General features: G+C 70.2%; 14 protein-coding genes and 1 pseudogene. 10 read left to right on the top strand and 5 right to left on the bottom strand.

The features are described from left to right. Positions 1–175 precede the first annotated feature (175 nt). The 3 genes from ABD893_RS15685 to ABD893_RS15675 are packed head-to-tail and all read left to right on the top strand — an operon-like array spanning position 176 to position 3,531. Positions 176–1,786 carry an Ada metal-binding domain-containing protein gene (locus ABD893_RS15685; RefSeq protein WP_345082459.1) on the top strand — a complete coding sequence of 537 codons (1,611 nt, stop codon included), beginning with the start codon at positions 176–178 and terminating at the stop codon, positions 1,784–1,786. Continuing rightward, on the top strand, positions 1,783–2,295 hold the full coding sequence (locus ABD893_RS15680) for a methylated-DNA--[protein]-cysteine S-methyltransferase (RefSeq protein ID WP_345082456.1): 513 nt from the start codon (positions 1,783–1,785) through the stop codon (positions 2,293–2,295). The genes ABD893_RS15685 and ABD893_RS15680 overlap by 4 nt, the downstream gene beginning before the upstream one ends. Positions 2,296–2,307: 12 nt before the next feature. Further along, positions 2,308–3,531, top strand: a complete 1,224-nt coding sequence (locus ABD893_RS15675; protein ID WP_345082454.1) for an aminotransferase-like domain-containing protein — start codon at positions 2,308–2,310, stop codon at positions 3,529–3,531. A gap of 197 nt (positions 3,532–3,728) precedes the next feature. On the opposite strand, the pseudogene ABD893_RS15670 reads toward ABD893_RS15675, so the two are convergent. The 3 genes and pseudogenes from ABD893_RS15670 to ABD893_RS15660 all read right to left on the bottom strand — a co-directional run. Further along, positions 3,729–4,151, bottom strand: a pseudogene (locus ABD893_RS15670) (class I SAM-dependent methyltransferase); the annotation flags it as partial. A gap of 59 nt (positions 4,152–4,210) precedes the next feature. After that, positions 4,211–5,722 (bottom strand): hypothetical protein, encoded by a 1,512-nt coding sequence (locus ABD893_RS15665; RefSeq protein WP_345082451.1) that lies wholly within the window; start codon positions 5,720–5,722, stop codon positions 4,211–4,213. Continuing rightward, a complete protein-coding gene (locus ABD893_RS15660; protein ID WP_345082448.1) occupies positions 5,719–6,387 on the bottom strand; it encodes an ABC transporter ATP-binding protein in 669 nt (222 codons plus the stop codon). Before ABD893_RS15660 ends, ABD893_RS15665 begins: the two co-directional genes overlap by 4 nt. 312 nt (positions 6,388–6,699) lie before the next feature. On the opposite strand from ABD893_RS15660, the gene ABD893_RS15655 reads away from it, so the two are divergent. Continuing rightward, entirely contained in the window at positions 6,700–7,239 is a 540-nt protein-coding gene (locus tag ABD893_RS15655) for a CarD family transcriptional regulator (RefSeq protein ID WP_345082445.1), read from the top strand. 48 nt (positions 7,240–7,287) lie between these two features. Here the strand turns inward: ABD893_RS15655 and ABD893_RS15650 are convergent, their stop codons facing one another. Further along, positions 7,288–8,601: an MFS transporter gene (locus ABD893_RS15650; protein ID WP_345082441.1), complete on the bottom strand. Its 1,314-nt coding sequence runs from the start codon at positions 8,599–8,601 to the stop codon at positions 7,288–7,290. Between the two features lie 128 nt (positions 8,602–8,729). Further along, a complete protein-coding gene (locus ABD893_RS15645; protein WP_345082438.1) occupies positions 8,730–9,392 on the bottom strand; it encodes an SRPBCC domain-containing protein in 663 nt (220 codons plus the stop codon). 211 nt (positions 9,393–9,603) lie between these two features. Between ABD893_RS15645 and ABD893_RS15640 the strand changes: the two genes are divergently transcribed. The 6 genes from ABD893_RS15640 (at position 9,604) to trmB (ending at position 16,190) form a co-directional block, all read left to right on the top strand. After that, positions 9,604–10,350 carry an HAD family hydrolase gene (locus tag ABD893_RS15640; RefSeq protein WP_345082435.1) on the top strand — a complete coding sequence of 249 codons (747 nt, stop codon included), beginning with the start codon at positions 9,604–9,606 and terminating at the stop codon, positions 10,348–10,350. Continuing rightward, positions 10,347–12,893 (top strand): glycoside hydrolase family 65 protein, encoded by a 2,547-nt coding sequence (locus ABD893_RS15635; protein WP_345082432.1) that lies wholly within the window; start codon positions 10,347–10,349, stop codon positions 12,891–12,893. The genes ABD893_RS15640 and ABD893_RS15635 overlap by 4 nt, the downstream gene beginning before the upstream one ends. 95 nt (positions 12,894–12,988) lie before the next feature. Continuing rightward, positions 12,989–14,182: a YihY/virulence factor BrkB family protein gene (locus ABD893_RS15630; protein ID WP_345082429.1), complete on the top strand. Its 1,194-nt coding sequence runs from the start codon at positions 12,989–12,991 to the stop codon at positions 14,180–14,182. Continuing rightward, positions 14,179–14,745, top strand: coding sequence for a peptide deformylase (def, locus tag ABD893_RS15625; RefSeq protein WP_345082426.1), 567 nt, complete (start codon positions 14,179–14,181; stop codon positions 14,743–14,745). Before ABD893_RS15630 ends, def begins: the two co-directional genes overlap by 4 nt. A gap of 208 nt (positions 14,746–14,953) precedes the next feature. After that, complete coding sequence (locus tag ABD893_RS15620) at positions 14,954–15,379, top strand: QcrA and Rieske domain-containing protein (RefSeq protein WP_345082423.1); 426 nt, start codon at positions 14,954–14,956, stop codon at positions 15,377–15,379. Further along, positions 15,369–16,190 (top strand): tRNA (guanosine(46)-N7)-methyltransferase TrmB, encoded by an 822-nt coding sequence (gene trmB / locus ABD893_RS15615; protein ID WP_345082420.1) that lies wholly within the window; start codon positions 15,369–15,371, stop codon positions 16,188–16,190. Before ABD893_RS15620 ends, trmB begins: the two co-directional genes overlap by 11 nt. Positions 16,191–16,194: the final 4 nt, after the last annotated feature.

The raw sequence follows: 16,194 nt of genomic DNA, 5'->3' as shown, positions 1-16,194 counted from the left end.
CACCCTCTACGGACGGTGACGCGGCTCAGGTTTTTTCTTTGCGGTCCCGCTGCGGTACAGCTCCTCGCTCCACTGCCCAGGACCGTCTGCCCGAACTCTGACCACCCGCCCGGATCTCGACCGCGCTGTCCGGATCCCGCTGGCGTCCCAGGCCGTCGAGGGGTTCACTGGAGGCATGGAGAACCTCACCGACGCTCAGTGCTACGCGGCGATCACTGCGCGCGACGCGCGGTTCGACGGTGTGTTCTTCACCTGTGTGCGCTCCACCGGGATCTTCTGCCGCCCTTCCTGTCCTTCGCGCACTCCCCGCCGGGACCGCGTGGAATTCACGCCCAGCGCCGCCGCCGCGGTCGAGCGTGGATATCGGGCGTGCAAGCGCTGCGGGCCGCTCGCACCTCCTGGCGGCGACGGCGACGACCCTGCGGGGTCGCTCGCACTGCGCGCACTCGCGCTGATCCACGCCGGAGGGCTGGACGCCGGACCGGACGGGAGTGCGACCGTGAGCGATCTGGCCGCCCGGCTGCACGTCACCGAGCGCACACTGCACCGGGCCCTGGTGGCCCGTACCGGCTCCGGGGCGGTCGCGCATGCTCGCATGGCACGGGCCCGCCGCGCTCATGAGCTGCTGCGCTCGACGTCCTGGCCGATGGGCGATATTGCGGCGGCGGCCGGTTTCGGCAGCGAACGCCAGCTGCATGAGACCGTGCGCCGGATCTTCGGCCGGGCCCCGTCGGCGATCCGGGAGCTCGCCTCCCCTCAGCGCAGTTCCCACAGCATCCGCACCTCGCCCCGCACGAGGGGAACTGATCTCGGGGACGGGCTCGAGCCCCTGACTGGCACCGACGGGGAGGACCACGTGGACGAGTTCGCAGGCGCGGACGGCGCCGCTGTGATCAACGCCGATCTCGCCGTCCGCCGCCCCTTCCACGGCGCCGGCCTCGCGCGCTGGTTCGCCGCCCGGGCGCTCTCCGGCGTCGAGCATGTCGAGGATCTCGTCTGGACCCGGGCGGTGGCCCTCCCCCATGGCCCCGCAGTGCTGCAGGTCGACCTCGGCTCTGAGGACGGACCGCTGCCTCTGACTGCGCGTCTGGCGGATCTGCGTGACTATGCCGCCGCCGTCGCCATGGCCCGGCGGATGCTGGACCTGGATGCGGATCCTCAGGGCATCGACGCCGGGCTGCGGGCGGCGATGCCTGCTCTCGCCCCTCTGCTCGAGGCGCGCCCCGGGGTGCGGATCCCCGGCACCCCGAGCCTCGCCGAGGCTCTGATGTGGGCGATCGTGGGCCAGCAGATCACCACCGCCCGCGCCCGCATCCTGCTCGAGAGCGCCACCGATCTCGTCGGCGCCGAGCTGCCCGCACCTCTGCGCACCACGCACGTCCACCGGCTCTCCGTCTCACCGTCCGAGGCGGGCGCCCGCGCCGAAGAGTGGTTCCGGGGCCCCGGTGCCCGCCGCCGCACTCTGAGCATCGCGCTCACCGACCCGCCAGATCCTCACCGTCCCCTGCCAGAGCTGCGCAGCCAGCTGCTGGCCATCCCTGGGATCGGCCCCTGGACCGCGGACTACGCCCTGCTGCGCGGGGCCCGCGCGATCGATGTGGCACCCCCGCGGGACGTGGCACTGCTGGCCGTGGCCCGCGCGCTCGGCCTCGCAGACGACTTCCCCGCTCTGGACCGGGCGCTCGGCGCCGCCTCTCCCTGGCGCAGCTATGCGGTGATGCATCTGTGGCATCACCGAGACGATCTCCCCGCACAGCTCCGCACCCTTCGGAAGGACCGCTCATGACCACCGCACCCCTCCGGCCCGGCCGGGCCCATCGGTTGCTCGAGACCCGACTCGGCATCTATCTGCTGGCCGCCGATGCCGAGGGGCTCGTCGGCATCTGGCGCCAGGACCAGAAGCACTTCCCCGGAGCGGACCGCCTCGGCGGCCTGGCAGAGGGCTCCCATCCCGTGCTCGACGAGGCGGCATCCCAGCTGCTCGCCTATCTCGCCGGTGACCGGGAGGATTTCACGCTGCCCCTGGCCCCTGCAGGCACCGAGTTCCAACGGGCTGTCTGGGATCACCTGGCATCGATCCCCCGCGGCGCCACCACCACCTACGGGCAGATCGCCCGCGCCCTGGAACGACCGCGTGCGGCCCAGGCCGTCGGCGCCGCCGTCGGCTCCAATCCGCTCTCGATCGTGGTGCCCTGCCATCGGGTGGTGGGCAGCACCGGGGCTCTGACCGGATATGCGGGCGGGATCGAGACGAAACAGGCACTGCTGCTCCTCGAGGGCGCGCTGCTCGCGTGACACCATGGGCGGATGACGCCGTCCTTTCCGCAGGTCCCCACGCCGCAGCCCTTCCGCTTCCCCGTCGCCGCACGCTACGCGGGCATGGAATCCTCCCCGCTGAAGGACATCTTCGCCCTCGCCGCCCGCAAGGAAATCGTCTCCTTCGCCGGCGGGATCCCGGATCCGGCGCTGTTCGCGCTCGAGGACGTCACCGCCTGCTATGACTGGGTGCTCTCCCATCAGGGCCACCGGGCGCTGCAGTACGGGGTCAGCGAAGGAGAGGTCGAGCTGCGCGAGCAGGCGGCCCGGCGACTCTCCCGGGACCTGCCGACAGACGCCTCCCAGATCCGGGTCACCTCCGGCTCCCAGGAAGGTCTGTTCGTCGTGGCTCAGGCACTGATCGAGCCCGGCGACGTGGTGCTGGTCGAGTCCCCCACCTATCTCGCCGCGGTGCAGGCTTTCGCCGTCCACGGGGCGCGCATGATCGGGGTCGCCACCGACGAGGACGGCGTGATCCCCGAAGCGCTCGAGGAGGCGATCCGCACCCACCACCCGCGGATGGTCTATCTGATCCCCTCCTTCCAGAACCCCACCGGGCGCACCATGCCGGTGGCGCGCCGGCAGGCGGTGGCCGACGTGCTGCGGGCCACGGACGTGCCGCTGATCGAGGACGATCCCTATGGCGCGCTGAGCTTCACCGGCAGCGCCTGGGCCCCCATCGCCTCCCTGCCCGGGATGAGCGAGCGCACGATCCTGCTGAACTCGATGAGCAAGCTGATGAGCCCTGGAGTGCGGATCGGCTGGATGCGTGCGGAGGGCCCGGTCCTGGACACCCTCGCGGTGGCCAAGGCTGCGATCTCCATGCAGTCCTCGGTGGTGGACCAGCTGATGGTGGCGCGATACCTCGAGACCGCCGACCTCGATGCCCACGTCGCCGCGGTCAGCAAGGTCTATCGCGAGCGCCGCGACGCGATGACGGCGGCGATCACCCCGGTGCTCCCCGGCGGCGCGCACCTGACCCGCCCCGAGGGCGGGATGTTCCTGTGGGCCGCGCTCGGCGAGGGGTATGACGCGCAGCTCATGCTCGCCGATGCCGTCGCGGCGGGCGTCGCCTACCTGCCGGGCTGGTCCTTCTTCGCCGACAACGCCGACCGCTCCACGATGCGGCTGAGCTTCGTCACCCACTCCCCCGCAGTGATCGAGGAGGCCATCGGCCGCCTCGGCGAGGTCATCGCGAAGCACCCTCGCGGCTGACGGGGTCCCGGGACCAGCCGGTCGGCGCGCTCTCGCAGCTCGTCGATCGACCAGGCCGGGTCACTGATCGGGACCGCGGCGACGGAATGCGGTCCACGAGCCGGGCGCGGATGCTTCACCAGGCCGATCAGCGGGTTGGTGAGGGCGTTCCCCAGGTCCCACAGCTGGTCCGGGCCAGTCACCGGCATCGTCAGGGTGACCACGAGCAGCCGACCTCCCGGACGCAGCAGGATCCTCGCCTGAGTCAGCGCCTGGTCGAGGTCCATGTGATGCAGCGACGCGACCATGGTGATCGCGTCGTAACATCCCGCGAGCTCGGGTCGGGCGGCGTGCTCGGCAAGGGTGCGCTGCTGGATCTGCACCCGCGGCGACGACGCGACACGGGACGCTGCGACGTACGCCATCTCCTGATCGGGGTCGATCCCCTCGACCAGGCCGCCCGGGCCGAGCGCGACAGACAGCACCTCCACCAGGTCTCCCCGGCCACAGCCGACGTCCAGCACCCGAGCGGCCCCGGGCGGCAAGGAGCGCAGGATCCAGGGATGGAAGTGCGCGTTGTGACTCCACGGGTGGCGCGCGTTCAGGGCCGCCAGCTGCCGGCCCGCCCAGCGGATCAGCACGTTCTCAGCAGTCCGGATGTTCCACGGATCGGTCACCAGCTCCTCCTCTCCTCGCTCCCTCAGCGTCTCAGCGCGCGCAGCCGCAGCCACGCCAACAGGCCCATCCCGACGGTGAGGATCGCCGCCCCGGCCAGCAGCCACGATGGCCCGAGCATCCCGAGACCGGCAAGCACCGCTCCGGAGAGAATGGCGAGCAGGATCGCATCGGACTGCCAGGCCAGCATCGGGATCACCGCCATATCGCCCTGCGGGGTCGGCATCGGGGTGGTCAGGGCCAGCGGCATCGGCCCCTTCGCAGCGTCCCGCGCCCGACCGGCGATCAGCACCGGCGCCAGTGCCGTGGGCAGCAGGACCGCCTCGAGCGTCCCGGACTCGTGGCCCGCACCCAGCATCGTGGCGGCTCCGCCGAGCGCCGCGAGCACGCTCAGCAGCAGTGTCGGTGCGATGGAGTGCAGGATGACCTGGGCAGCGGCCGACTGTCCGAACAGCGTGGGCGCCCCGAGGGTGTGGATGCCGTGACGGATCCCGTCGACCAGGGTGCCGGCGGCGCCCCAGAGCGCCGTGACACCCAGCAGCACCGCGCCCCAGGCGAGCGGGCCGGTGAGCTGGGTGGAGCCGGCGAGCGCCGCAGCCGCCAGCAGCGCCACCACCACCCCCACAGCGAGCCGCTCCGGACTGCGCAGCCAGGTCACCGCATCGCGCCTGGCGTACAGCAGCACCAGCGGCCGCGACCCGATCGCGGGCAGGCGTCGCCCGGCCGACGGCGGCGTGCGGAACGTCCCGGCAGCGCCCGCGAGGTCCCCGGTGGTGGCGACCGTGGTGACCGATGACCACCGCTCCGACTGCTCACGCAGCACGCTCCCCCGCAGCCTGTCCAGCTGGATGATGCCTGCCGCGGTGACGAGGATCCCGGTGCCCAGCAGGAGCAGCGCCCAGAGCATCGGCTGAGCCGCCTCCACCGGGTAGGCGCCGCCGAGTCCCGGGGCCTGGGGCAGCGCCGTGCTGAGAGCGGCCAGGGCCAGCAGCCCACCCGCCAGCAGCCGTCGGTGCCCCGATCCGAGCAGCTCACCGGCCAGCCAGGCGACTCCGAGCCACAGTCCAGCGCCGAGCGCCGCGAGGACGAACCACGCGGCCCCGGCAGCGGTGGCGGCGCCATCGCTGACCAGGGTGACCGCGATCAGCGAGGTCACCGTGACTGCGGCGAGCACGGGCAACAGCAGGGCGCGGGTCAGCGGACGCCATAGAACGGTGCGTCGGCGGATCCCGCTCGCGGCGAGGGTGGCGGTGAAGAACGGTGCCAGCAGCGCCGGACCGCGCACCGCCCCGAGCAGCACCATCGCACCCGCCGCTGCCAACGACACCGCGGTGATGATCGGCGGGGCCAGGGGGTCCAGCAGCACCGGGAGCACATCGGGGCGGGCCAGGAACGTGCCCGACATCTGCAGCGCGGGCGGGGCGAACACCAGCACGCTCAGTGCCACCACGTACAGCAGATACAGCAGATCGGCGCGGGTGCGGGCCTGGCTGCGCTGTGCCCAGACCTCACGGACGGCGCTGAGGTCCCCGATCACGAGGCATCCTCGAGGTGGAGACGGTGATCGGCGAGCGCTTCGAGCAGTCGCGGATGGTGGGTGGCCAGCACCACGGCGGCTCCCGCCTCGGCACGGGCGCGGATCGCGGTGATCACCAGCTCCAGCCGGTCCGCATCCAGGCGCTGCTCCGGCTCATCCAGCAGCAGCACCCGAGCTGGCCGAGCGAAGGTCAGCGCCAGGGACACCAGCTGCGACTGTCCGCTGGAGAGCTCATGGGGGAAGCGGCGTCCCAGCGGCGTGATCGCCAGCTCCTCGAGTAGCGCCTGGGCCTGCTCGGCTCCGGCGGCTGCGGGGGTCCCCCAGGTGGCGGCGATGAACTGGAGGTGTTCGGCGACGGTGAGGTCCCGTGCCGTCTGCGGCGGGCCGATCAGCGCACCCAGGGCGGTGCGGAAGGTGCGGTCGCGGTCGTCCGGCGAGCGCCCGGCGATCCTCACGGTGCCTGCCGTGGGCTCGAGCAGACCGGCGAGCACCCGCAGCAGGGTGGTCTTGCCCGAGCCATTGGCACCGGTGAGCGCCAGGATCTCGCCGCCGTGCACAGTCCCGGTGGCCTCGAGCAGGAGAACATTGCCGTCGAGCACCACCCCGACATCGTCGAACCGGACGAGCTCGTGCTCGGTGGAGGGTGCTGCTGCGCCGGGGGTCATACCCCTATCGAACCGCATCGCAGCCCGCCGCAGCCACGACTTCCGTCTCGAGCGCGGCATCGCCCTGCCCCGCCGCCGATGTGATGCAGGCGGAGACGTCACGCTCTGGATATTCTGTCAGATCCGTGAGAGAATGAACTGCTCCGTCGTAGGTGCCGTCACCCTGTTCTTGCAGGTCGAGCGGCACTCGAGCCACTTCGTCACCCTCGTGTTCCGAGCCTCTTCCCGGGCCGCACGATGCCGGATGTGGCCGCCTCGACCCCACCAGGGCCGCGGTACCGCCGGTGCGCAGGTCCATAGAGGAGGAACCCCTTGTCCGTTGCCGAAGCGTCTGACATCACCACTGCCCCGAATGCCGGAGAGGTGCTCACCCACCCCGTCCACGGACCGGTCCGCGTCGTCTCCACCTCCACCCGCACCGTCCGCGGCACCGAGCGTGAATATGTCGATCTGGTGGTCATCGGTGATGAGATGCGCATCTCCGTGCCGTCCGGCGGCAAGGACGTCATCGGACTGCGCGCGCTCCTGGTGGAGAAGGAGATCGTCACGATGATCAAGCAGCTCGGCGAGCCCATCGAGCCGCCGGAGAAGAAGGCCTCCTGGGCGCATCGCATCAAGTCGCTCCAGATGCAGCTCCAGACCGGCCGTCTCACCGACCGCATCGAGGTCATCCGCAACATCGTCCGCGACTCGGGCGGAGTCCCCTCGAGCCTCGCGGAGCGCAATCTGCTCAAGCAGGCCATCGATCCGCTGGCCTCCGAGATCGCGATCGCCCGCTCGATCCCTCGCGAGGACGCGCAGGTGCTTCTGCACAGCACGGCCGAGAACGCCCTGGTTCCCGCCGCCGCCTGATCGCGCCTCACCAGGCACCGGCACCCCGCGTGCCACTGCTGCCCCGCCTCACCTCTTCCGGGTTCCTCCGGAGGGCGTGACGCGGGGCAGTATTCGTGTCAGCCAGATCCCTCCCGCGACGCAGATCGCTCCGGTCGCGGCACCGGCGATGGCCACCGGGGCGACCAGCGTGACGCCCGTGACGATCAACGGCGCCGCCAGACGGCCAGCCCCCAGCATCGTGTTCCACCAGGCGAGATAGGTGGCGCGATCGTAGACCGGGGAGACATCGATGCCGAGGGTCATCACGAGGCCCGAGCCCAGCCCGTTGCCCAGACCGATCAGCAGGCTCGGCACCAGGAGCGCCACCAGCGCGAGTCCTGGTCCCTGGCCCTGCAGGGCGATGCCGAGCACTGCCAGCAGCAGGAAGCCGGCACCCATCAGCAACGCGCAGGGCACGGCGACCGCGGCGCGGCCGAAACGATCCATGAGGCTGCCCGCGGGCAGCACCAGCAGGATCTCGAGCGCCGCACTGACGCCGAAGACGATCGAGATCCACACCGGATCCAACCCGAGCGCGTCACCGAGCAGCGGCACGATCACCGGCCGGTTCACCCGCGCCATCATGATCGGGGAGATGCCGAGACCGACGGCGACCATGCGGCGCAGCACCGCCCGATCCAGCCGGCCACGTGCCTGACTGCGCGGCTGGCGTTCGCTGCGGCGACGTGATGGCGTCGGGCCCGTCTCCCCCGGGGGGAGGAAGAGGGCGATCATCACGGTTCCCGCTGCGGCCGTGACGGCGAACAGCAGGAAGACCCACGCCATCGAGCCCACCGCCATCACCACCGCGCCGAGCAGCGGGCCGATGACCTCTCCCAGGCGGATCACCCCGCCGAACAGCGTCATCCCGCGAGCACGCATGGAGGGAGGCAGCGCAGTGCCGAGATAGAACTGGCGCCCGAACTGCCAGACCTGGGTGCTGGCCGCCATCACCAGCAGGACCCCGATCAGAAGCAGCCGATGCGTGAGGTCACCTCCCCCACCGAGCGCCGGGTTCAGCATCAGGTACGCGGCCAGGTTCGAGACCACCAGCACGACGCCGGTGATCACCAGCGCACGCCGAGCCCCGATGCGCGAGATCAGCCGGCCCGCGGGGATGGGTCCGAGGAACGAGGTGAGCCCGAAGATCATCGACAACGCCGCGGCTTGCGGGATGCTGAATCCGAGGTCGCGGGCGAGCAGCGGCACCACCGGCATCAGCGCCGCAAGGCCCACGAACTCGAGCAGGCTCGGCGCGTACACAGACGGGGTCAGCGAGCGGAGCACCTGCGCCGGGGTGCGCGGGTCCCGAGGGCGGGAGCTCGGCGCAGGGGTGGTCACCGGGGAAGTCTGTCACCCGATAGTGAGCCTGGGCAAAGAGATCCGAGGCGCGGACGGCACGGCGGTGCGGGCGGCGCGAGCCACCTGCAGCGTCAGCTGCCTGGGCGCTGACACCTGCCTGTGGGAACTCAGGATCCCAGGGGGTTCCCCGCGGTCGCAGCTTCTCCGCGACGCGCGGTGCCCTCGTCGACCCCGGCGGCGATCGCCTCTGCCGCCCAGCGCACCGACCAGGCGCGGAGGTACGCGGCAGCCTGCGGGCCGCGCTGCCACTCCCGGGTGGGGGTGGGCACGGCGTTCAGGCAGCTGGAGCGCCAGCCGTCGGTCTCGGAGGCGAGCGCGAGCAGCGCGAGCTCCCAGCCGATCGCGATGGCGCCGGGGCCGGTGCGCTCGAACTCGTCGACATCAACCAGGGCGGTGTGGCGCAGTCGCAGCAGCGTGGTGCCGTCATCCTCCGGATCGAGCCTGATCAGCAATGGGTCCTCGCCGCCCGCCAGCGCCCAGGACAGGGCGAGTCGGTGCGGCTCTTCGACCTCGATGATCCGCCCATGCACTCCGCCCGGCGCCTCGAAGCGCCCACCCTCGCGCAGCTCACCGGTGACGGAACCGAACCACCGTGCCAGCTCACCGGGTCGGGTGAGCAAGGGCCACACCTGAGCAGGGGAAAGGTCAAGATTTGTGGTCAGGGTGAGCACGACCCGGACCAGAGGATGACCCTCATGGCTGGTCCGTTCGTCGATCTCGAGCTCGCGGCGCACTGCGCCGACCACGGACAGCGACTCCGTGACAGTCATCTTCTCCTCGACAGGTTCTCAGCCGCTCCGCACCGGCGCCGAGGCGCGGGGGCGGACCCTCGCAGGGTAGCCCACACCCCGGCTCCGGTGCCACGGCGAGGCCGTCCACGACGGCCGCGGCTGTCTCTGCGGGAAGCGCCCCTCACGTCAGCGCTGGCCGGTGCCGCGCCCCACCCAGGTACGTGCCCGGTGCCGCGCACTCCGCCGTAGCATGGCCGATGTGACTGTTGCGCATACCTTCCTACCGGCCGATTACACGGCACATCTCTTCGACCTCGACGGGGTCATCACTCCGACGGCCGAGGTGCATATGCACGCCTGGGCAGATATGTTCCAAAGGTTCCTCACCTCCCGCGGAATCGAGGAGCCCTACACCGGCGCCGACTACTACGCCTATGTCGACGGGCGCCCCCGCTATGACGGTGTGCGCACCTTCCTCAGCTCCCGCGGGATCACCGTGGACGAGGGGACCGACGAGGACCCCGGCATCCAGGAACCTGACACGGAGACCGTGCGCGGCCTCGGCAACCGGAAGAACGACCTGGTGCTCTCGCTGCTGCGGTCCGAGGGCGTGGCGCCTTATCCCGGCACCGTCGCCTACCTCGACGCGCTCCCCCGGACCGCCCGACTGGCGATCGTCTCCTCCTCCCGCAACGCGGAGGAGGTGCTGCGCGCTGCGGGTCTGCTGGATCGCTTCGAGCACATCGTCGATGGCAACGTCGCCACCCGCGAGGGCCTGCCCGGGAAGCCGGCTCCGGACACCTTCCTCCACGCGGCCCGGCTGCTCGGGGTGGAGGCCGCAGACTCGGTCGTCTACGAGGACGCCGTCTCCGGGGTGCAGGCCGGAGCCTCGGGCGACTTCGGCGCGGTGATCGGTGTCGACCGCGGCGCCGGTCGCGCGGAGCTCACCGCCGCTGGCGCGACCTTCGTCGTCGCGGACCTGGAGGAGATCTCATGACCCGCCTGCGCTCGGTGCCCGCCGACCCGGTGGACCGCACTCAACTGCCACTGGACGAATGGCGCCTGGTCGAGTCCAGGCCACCGCAGGACCTGGGCCTGGCCGAGACTCTCTTCGCGACCGCCAACGGGTACATGGGGATGCGCGGCACCCCGGAGGAGGGACGGGACGCACAGATCCACGGCACCTTCCTCAACGGCTTCCACGAGACCTGGCAGATCAACCATGCCGAGTCGGCGTTCGGCTTCGCCCGCACCGGCCAGACGATGATCTCGGTCCCGGACTCCTCGGTGCTCAAGCTCTACGTCGACGATGAGCCGCTGCTGCTGTCCATCGCCGACCTCGAGGAGTACGAGCGCTCGCTCGATTTCCGCGAGGGGGTGCTGCGCCGGGAGCTGATCTGGCGCACCCCGGCCGGGAAGCGGGTCCGCGTCAGCAGCACTCGGATGGTCTCCTTCGCGCAGCGGCATCTGGCGATGATGACGCTGACCGTGGAGATGCTCGAGGGCTCCGCCCCGATCGCGATCTCCTCCCAGATCATCAACCGTGAGGACTTCCGCGACGACTTCGGCAAGGGCCTCGCGGACAGCCCGATCACCGACAAGGCCGATCCGCGGCGCACCACCGACTTCACCCACCGGGTGCTCGAGCCGCTCCAGGACTGGCACAGCGAGCGCCGGATGCTGATGGGATACCGGGTGGCCAACTCGGGGATGACGATGGCCGTCGGCGCGGATCACCAGGTGGAATCCGATGCGGAGGTGACGCAGATCGTGGACACCTCCGCGGATCTCGGTCGCCAGGTCGTGCGCGCCCATCTGGAGGAGGGGCAGTCGTTGAGCGTCCGCAAGGCGGTCGCCTACCATTCCTCGCGCTCCGTGCCCCATCGCGAGCTGTTCGACCGCTGCCGACGCACCCTGGACCGGGTCCGCGAGAACGGCTTCGAGGCTCAGTTCACCGAGCAGCGGGAGTACCTCGAGGACTTCTGGGCGAGCTCCGACGTGCAGCTGCCCGGGCAGCCCGCCGTGCAGCAGGCCACGCGCTGGTGCCTGTACCAGCTCGCGCAGGCCGCCGCCCGCTCCGATCAGTGGGGCATCCCGGCCAAGGGCGTCACCGGCTCGGGATACGAGGGGCACTACTTCTGGGACAGCGAGATCTATGTGGTCCCGTTCCTGACCTTCACCCAGCCCCGGTGGGCGCGCAACGCCCTGCGCTTCCGCACCAACCTGCTGCCCAAGGCCCGGGAACGGGCCCGAGAGCTGAACCAGCGCGGAGCGCTGTTCCCCTGGCGCACCATCAACGGCGACGAGGCCTCGGCCTACTACGCCGCCGGCACCGCGCAGTACCACATCGATGCTGACGTGGCCTATGCCTTCGCCCAGTACGTCGACGTGACCGGCGACCTCGACTTCCAGCATCGCGACGGGGTCCAGGTGCTCGTGGAGACCGCGCGGATGTGGGCCGATCTCGGGTTCTGGCGGATGACCGCCGACGGCGCTGCGAGCTTCCACATCAACGGCGTGACCGGGCCCGACGAGTACACCACCGTGGTGAACAACAACATGTTCACCAACGTGATGGCTCGTTTCAACCTGCGACGCGCGGCGCGTGCCGTGCGCGAGCTGCGCGCCGCGGATGAGGGGGCCTACGAGACCATGCGCGTCGAACTCGAATTCGACGAGATGGAGCTCGAGCAGTGGGAAGCATGTGCAGAGGGCATGTACGTGGCCAAGGACGAGGCGCTCGGGATCCATCTGCAGGAGGATCGCTTCCTCGAGCGGGAGATCTGGGACCTCTCGAGCACCCCGGATGAGGCTTTCCCCCTGCTCCTGAACTACCACCCGCTGGTCATCTATCGCTTCCAGGTCCTCAAGCAGGCGGACGTGGTGCTCGCGCTGTTCCTGCGGGGCAGCGAGTTCACCGCCGAGGAGAAGCGCGCGGACTTCGAGTACTACGACCCGATCACCACCGGGGACTCCTCGCTGTCGGCCGTGGTGCAGTCGATCATGGCCGCGGAGGTGGGGCATCAGAAGGCGGCTCTGGACTACTTCCGTGCAGGTCTCTTCGTCGACCTCGCCGACCTGCACCACAACACCGCTGACGGGGTGCATATCGCCTCTGCGGGCGGAGTCTGGAACGCGCTCGTGCACGGCTTCGGGGGAATGCGGCATGACGACGGCCAGGTGTCCTTCGACCCGCGGCTGCCCGCCGACTGGCCCGAGCTGTCCTACCCGCTCACGGTGCAGGGCTCTCGATTCCGGGTCCGCCTGGTGCGCGAGGAGATCTCCTTCACCCTCGAGAGCGGCGCCGAGGTTGAGGTCACAGTGCGCGGTGAGCGCGTCATCATCGATGCGGGAGGCGTGACGGTGCCGCTCTCTGATCAGGGACCGCTGCTCGACGATTCGGTGCTGGCCAGGCCCGTCGGCCTGGGCGATGAGCGCGCGGACGGCTCGATCATGACCTCGCACGTCCCGGGCGACCCCGAGGACCCCTGGGAGTATCCGGTCGCGAGCGACCCTGACGACATCATCGACGAGAGCTGATCGGCGAGGTGCCCTGCCCCGCGCTGCATACCTGGTGGAATAGGCTCGATCAGCGCCCCTCCCGGGCGCACCGCCTCTGAGCCCGGAGCCGCACGGTGACCACATCGCGACCGCGACGCACGAAGCCGGTGGTCGAGCTTTCCCGACCCCGGCTGAGTGTCCTGCATGTCCTGAACCGGGTGCGAATGCGGATGCTCGATATTCAGGTGTGGGATGTCGCGGGCACGATGACCTTCTATCTGGTGCTCTCGCTCTTCCCGGGCGCGGTCGCGGTGGTCTCGATGATGTCGCTGATCGGGATCGAGGCCGAGACGCTCACGGCGCTGTCCGGGATGATCACCGAGATCTTCCCGACCTTGGACCCCCGGCCCTTCCTGAGCGCTATCCAGGCGGTCTCTTCGACCAGCGGTGGCCTGCTGGGCCTGCTGCTGGGCACGGCCGGTTCGCTGCTGTCCGCCTCGAACGGGGTCGCCGCCTTCCACCGCGCCCTGCATCGGGTGTACGACACCCGTGAGGGTCGTCCCTTCTTCCGGTTCCGCACCATCGTGTTCGGCGAGACGGTGCTGATCGTGTCCGTGGTGCTGCTGTCCATCGGCATGATCATCGTGGGCGGAGAGGCCTCGCAGCGGCTGGGCGAGTACATCGGCATCCCCCGCATCGCGTTCGCGGGGTGGAACCTCGTGAAGTGGCCGATCCTCCTGGTCATCCTGATCATCGGGGTCTCCATGGCGTACTACCTGTTCCCCAACGTGCGCCTGCCCCGTTATCGGCTGATGACGCTCGGTTCGACGGTGAGCGTGCTCGTGCTGTTCGGCACTGCGCTGGTCGCCGGCCAGCTGATGGTCTACGCCACCCGCTTCGCGGAGATCCTCACCGCGCTGAACGGGTTGATCGCGATCCTGCTGCTGATGTGGATCTCGAACATCGTGGTGATCTCCGGAGCCGCGCTCGACGCCGAGTTCCTGCGGGCCCGACAGATCGCCAGCGGGCTGGATGCCTGGCATCACATCGTGCTCGAGCCCCATGCCACGCACACGCTCGACTTCCTCGCCGCCGACGCGGTGCTGGCGGAGGAGCTCGGTCGCGTGGTCGCGGAGGCGGCCCGCGCCGGGGAACCGCTGCGCCGGGAGCGGGGGCTGTGGATCGTCGACGCCGGCAATCCGCTGGCCGTCAACCCTCCGACCCGCCATCGCATCACCAGCGCGCCCACCACACCTGCGCAGGACACGATCCCTGACGATCAGGGTGGGCCCACCGATCCCCCGCACACAGGAGGACCTTCCTCATGACCGTCCGCCCGATCACCATCGTCGGCCACCGCGCCCTCTCCCAGCGCACTCGCCGGGTCCGCGAGGTCACCAACGAGCTCCGCACCCTGGTCGCGGACATGTTCGAGACCAACGATGCAGCCAGCGGCGCGGGGCTCGCCGCGCCGCAGGTCGGCTCCCGCTGGCGGCTCTTCGTGTACTCCTGCCCGGATGCCAGCGGGACCCTGCAGCGCGGAGTCATCATCAATCCGGTGCTGGAGCGCTTCGGGGGGATCGAGCTCGATGAAGAGACTCTCGAGGGCTGCCTCTCTGTCCCCGGAGAGGGATTCCCCACCGCCCGCCACCGCGGTGCCCGGGTGACCGGCACCGATCTGGAGGGTGCCGAGGTCGTGGTGGAGGACGAGGGCGGGGTCCTCGCCCGGGCCCTCCAGCACGAGGTCGACCATCTCGAGGGATCGCTGTACCTGGACCGCCTCACCGCCGCCCGCAAGCGTGAGGCCCTGGATGCGGTGCGGGACCGGGGCTGGCGTGCGCACGGGATCCTGACCTGGGACCCCCTCGACCTCGAGGCTGCTGACGTCTGAGCGACGTGCTGTGAGGAACGAACGGCAGGAGCTCAGAGCAAACGGCGCAGCCTGAGCGACGTGCTGTGAGGAACGAACGGCAGGAGCTCAGAGCAAAAGGCGCAGCCTGAGCGACGTGCTGTAAGGAACGAACGGCAGGACCGTCACGGCGATCACACCGCACGATCGTGCAGTGCCACCACCCAGCTCCGCTCGCTATCCTGACTCCATGGAACGCCCGTGCCTCTCCCGTCGTCATGCCCTGCTGCTTCCCGCCACTGCGGCCGGGCTCGGAGGGCTCGCGGCCTGCGGCCCTGAGGACGAGGGCTTCGGCACCGCCGCACCGCTGCGTGCGGATGATGGCGCGATCTCGCTCGACGAGGTGCCGGAGAACGCCAGCACGCTGGTGAACTTCGGGGGCAAGGAGCCGTTCGTCCTGCTGGTCCGGGGCGCCGGCGAGGACATCGCTGGATACTCCGGCTACTGCACCCACAACGGTTGCGCCCTGCGCCAGGAGAAGACCGAGCTCGACTGCCCCTGCCACGGCTCCCGTTTCGATGCCACCAATGGTGAAGTGCTGGTGGGTCCCGCCACCCGTCACCTCCCCGAGGTCACCGTGGTGATCGAGAACGGTGAGATCCGACGTGAGCAGTGATCCGTCGATGGCTCCGGATCTCGAGCAGGAGCAGAAGTCGCATCGTGACGTCGTCTCCTTCGTGCGGCGCGGTGAGCGACTGACCCAGGGCCGTCAGAACGCCTGGGATCGTCTCTCCCCCTTCTATGTGATCGATCCACCGCGAGGGCATCGCGACACTCTGCCCGCCGAGGGCATCCGTCTGGATCCCGCCGAGGTATTCGGGCGGAAGGCGGAGCTCGTGGTCGAGGTGGGCAGCGGCACCGGTGAGAACATCGTCGCCGCCGCGCTCGCACATCCCGAACGCGATCACCTCGGCGCCGAGGTGTATCTGCCGGGGCTCGCTCAGACCCTGAGCCGGGTGGAGCGTTCGGGAAGCCCCCAGAACCTGCGGATGCTGCCGTTGGACGCGCAGGGAGCCCTGCCCGCGATGCTGGCCGAGGGGTCGATCGATCAGCTGTGGGTGTACTTCGCGGATCCCTGGCCCAAGCAGCGTCATCACAAGCGCAGGCTGATCAACCCGCCGTTCCTGGATGCGGTGCTGCCTCTGCTGGCCGACGGGGCGTCGTTCCGCCTGGCCACCGATTGGGCACAGTACGCCCACCACATGCGGATGCAGCTGGATCCGCGCCCTGAGCTCACCCTGCAGCATCCCGAGGGGCCCCGCCCTGAAGGGCGATCCTCGGACCCGATTCCGGCGAACATCCCGCACACAGGATGGGCACCTCGTTTCGAGGGTCGTGTGAAGACCGGCTTCGAGAGCAAGGGGCAGGCCGCGGGACGCCTAATATGGGATCTCGCGTATACCCGGGTGCCTCGGCACCTGGGATAGGACG

Origin of the sequence: Brachybacterium paraconglomeratum (genome assembly GCF_039541415.1) — a bacterium.
Classification (GTDB): Bacteria; Actinomycetota; Actinomycetes; order Actinomycetales; family Dermabacteraceae; genus Brachybacterium; species Brachybacterium paraconglomeratum_A.
Note: the sequence above shows the minus strand (reverse complement) of the source record. Positions and strands in the feature narration are given on the sequence as shown.

Excerpts from the sequence above, each read along its gene's own strand:
- ABD893_RS15685 (WP_345082459.1), top strand. The coding sequence starts at position 176 with ATGGAGAACCTCACCGACGCTCAGTGCTACGCGGCGATCACTGCGCGC.
- ABD893_RS15680 (WP_345082456.1), top strand. The coding sequence starts at position 1,783 with ATGACCACCGCACCCCTCCGGCCCGGCCGGGCCCATCGGTTGCTCGAG.
- ABD893_RS15675 (WP_345082454.1), top strand. The coding sequence starts at position 2,308 with ATGACGCCGTCCTTTCCGCAGGTCCCCACGCCGCAGCCCTTCCGCTTC.
- ABD893_RS15660 (WP_345082448.1), bottom strand. The coding sequence starts at position 6,387 with ATGACCCCCGGCGCAGCAGCACCCTCCACCGAGCACGAGCTCGTCCGG.
- ABD893_RS15645 (WP_345082438.1), bottom strand. The coding sequence starts at position 9,392 with ATGACTGTCACGGAGTCGCTGTCCGTGGTCGGCGCAGTGCGCCGCGAG.
- ABD893_RS15640 (WP_345082435.1), top strand. The coding sequence starts at position 9,604 with ATGGCCGATGTGACTGTTGCGCATACCTTCCTACCGGCCGATTACACG.
- ABD893_RS15635 (WP_345082432.1), top strand. The coding sequence starts at position 10,347 with ATGACCCGCCTGCGCTCGGTGCCCGCCGACCCGGTGGACCGCACTCAA.
- def (WP_345082426.1), top strand. The coding sequence starts at position 14,179 with ATGACCGTCCGCCCGATCACCATCGTCGGCCACCGCGCCCTCTCCCAG.
- ABD893_RS15620 (WP_345082423.1), top strand. The coding sequence starts at position 14,954 with ATGGAACGCCCGTGCCTCTCCCGTCGTCATGCCCTGCTGCTTCCCGCC.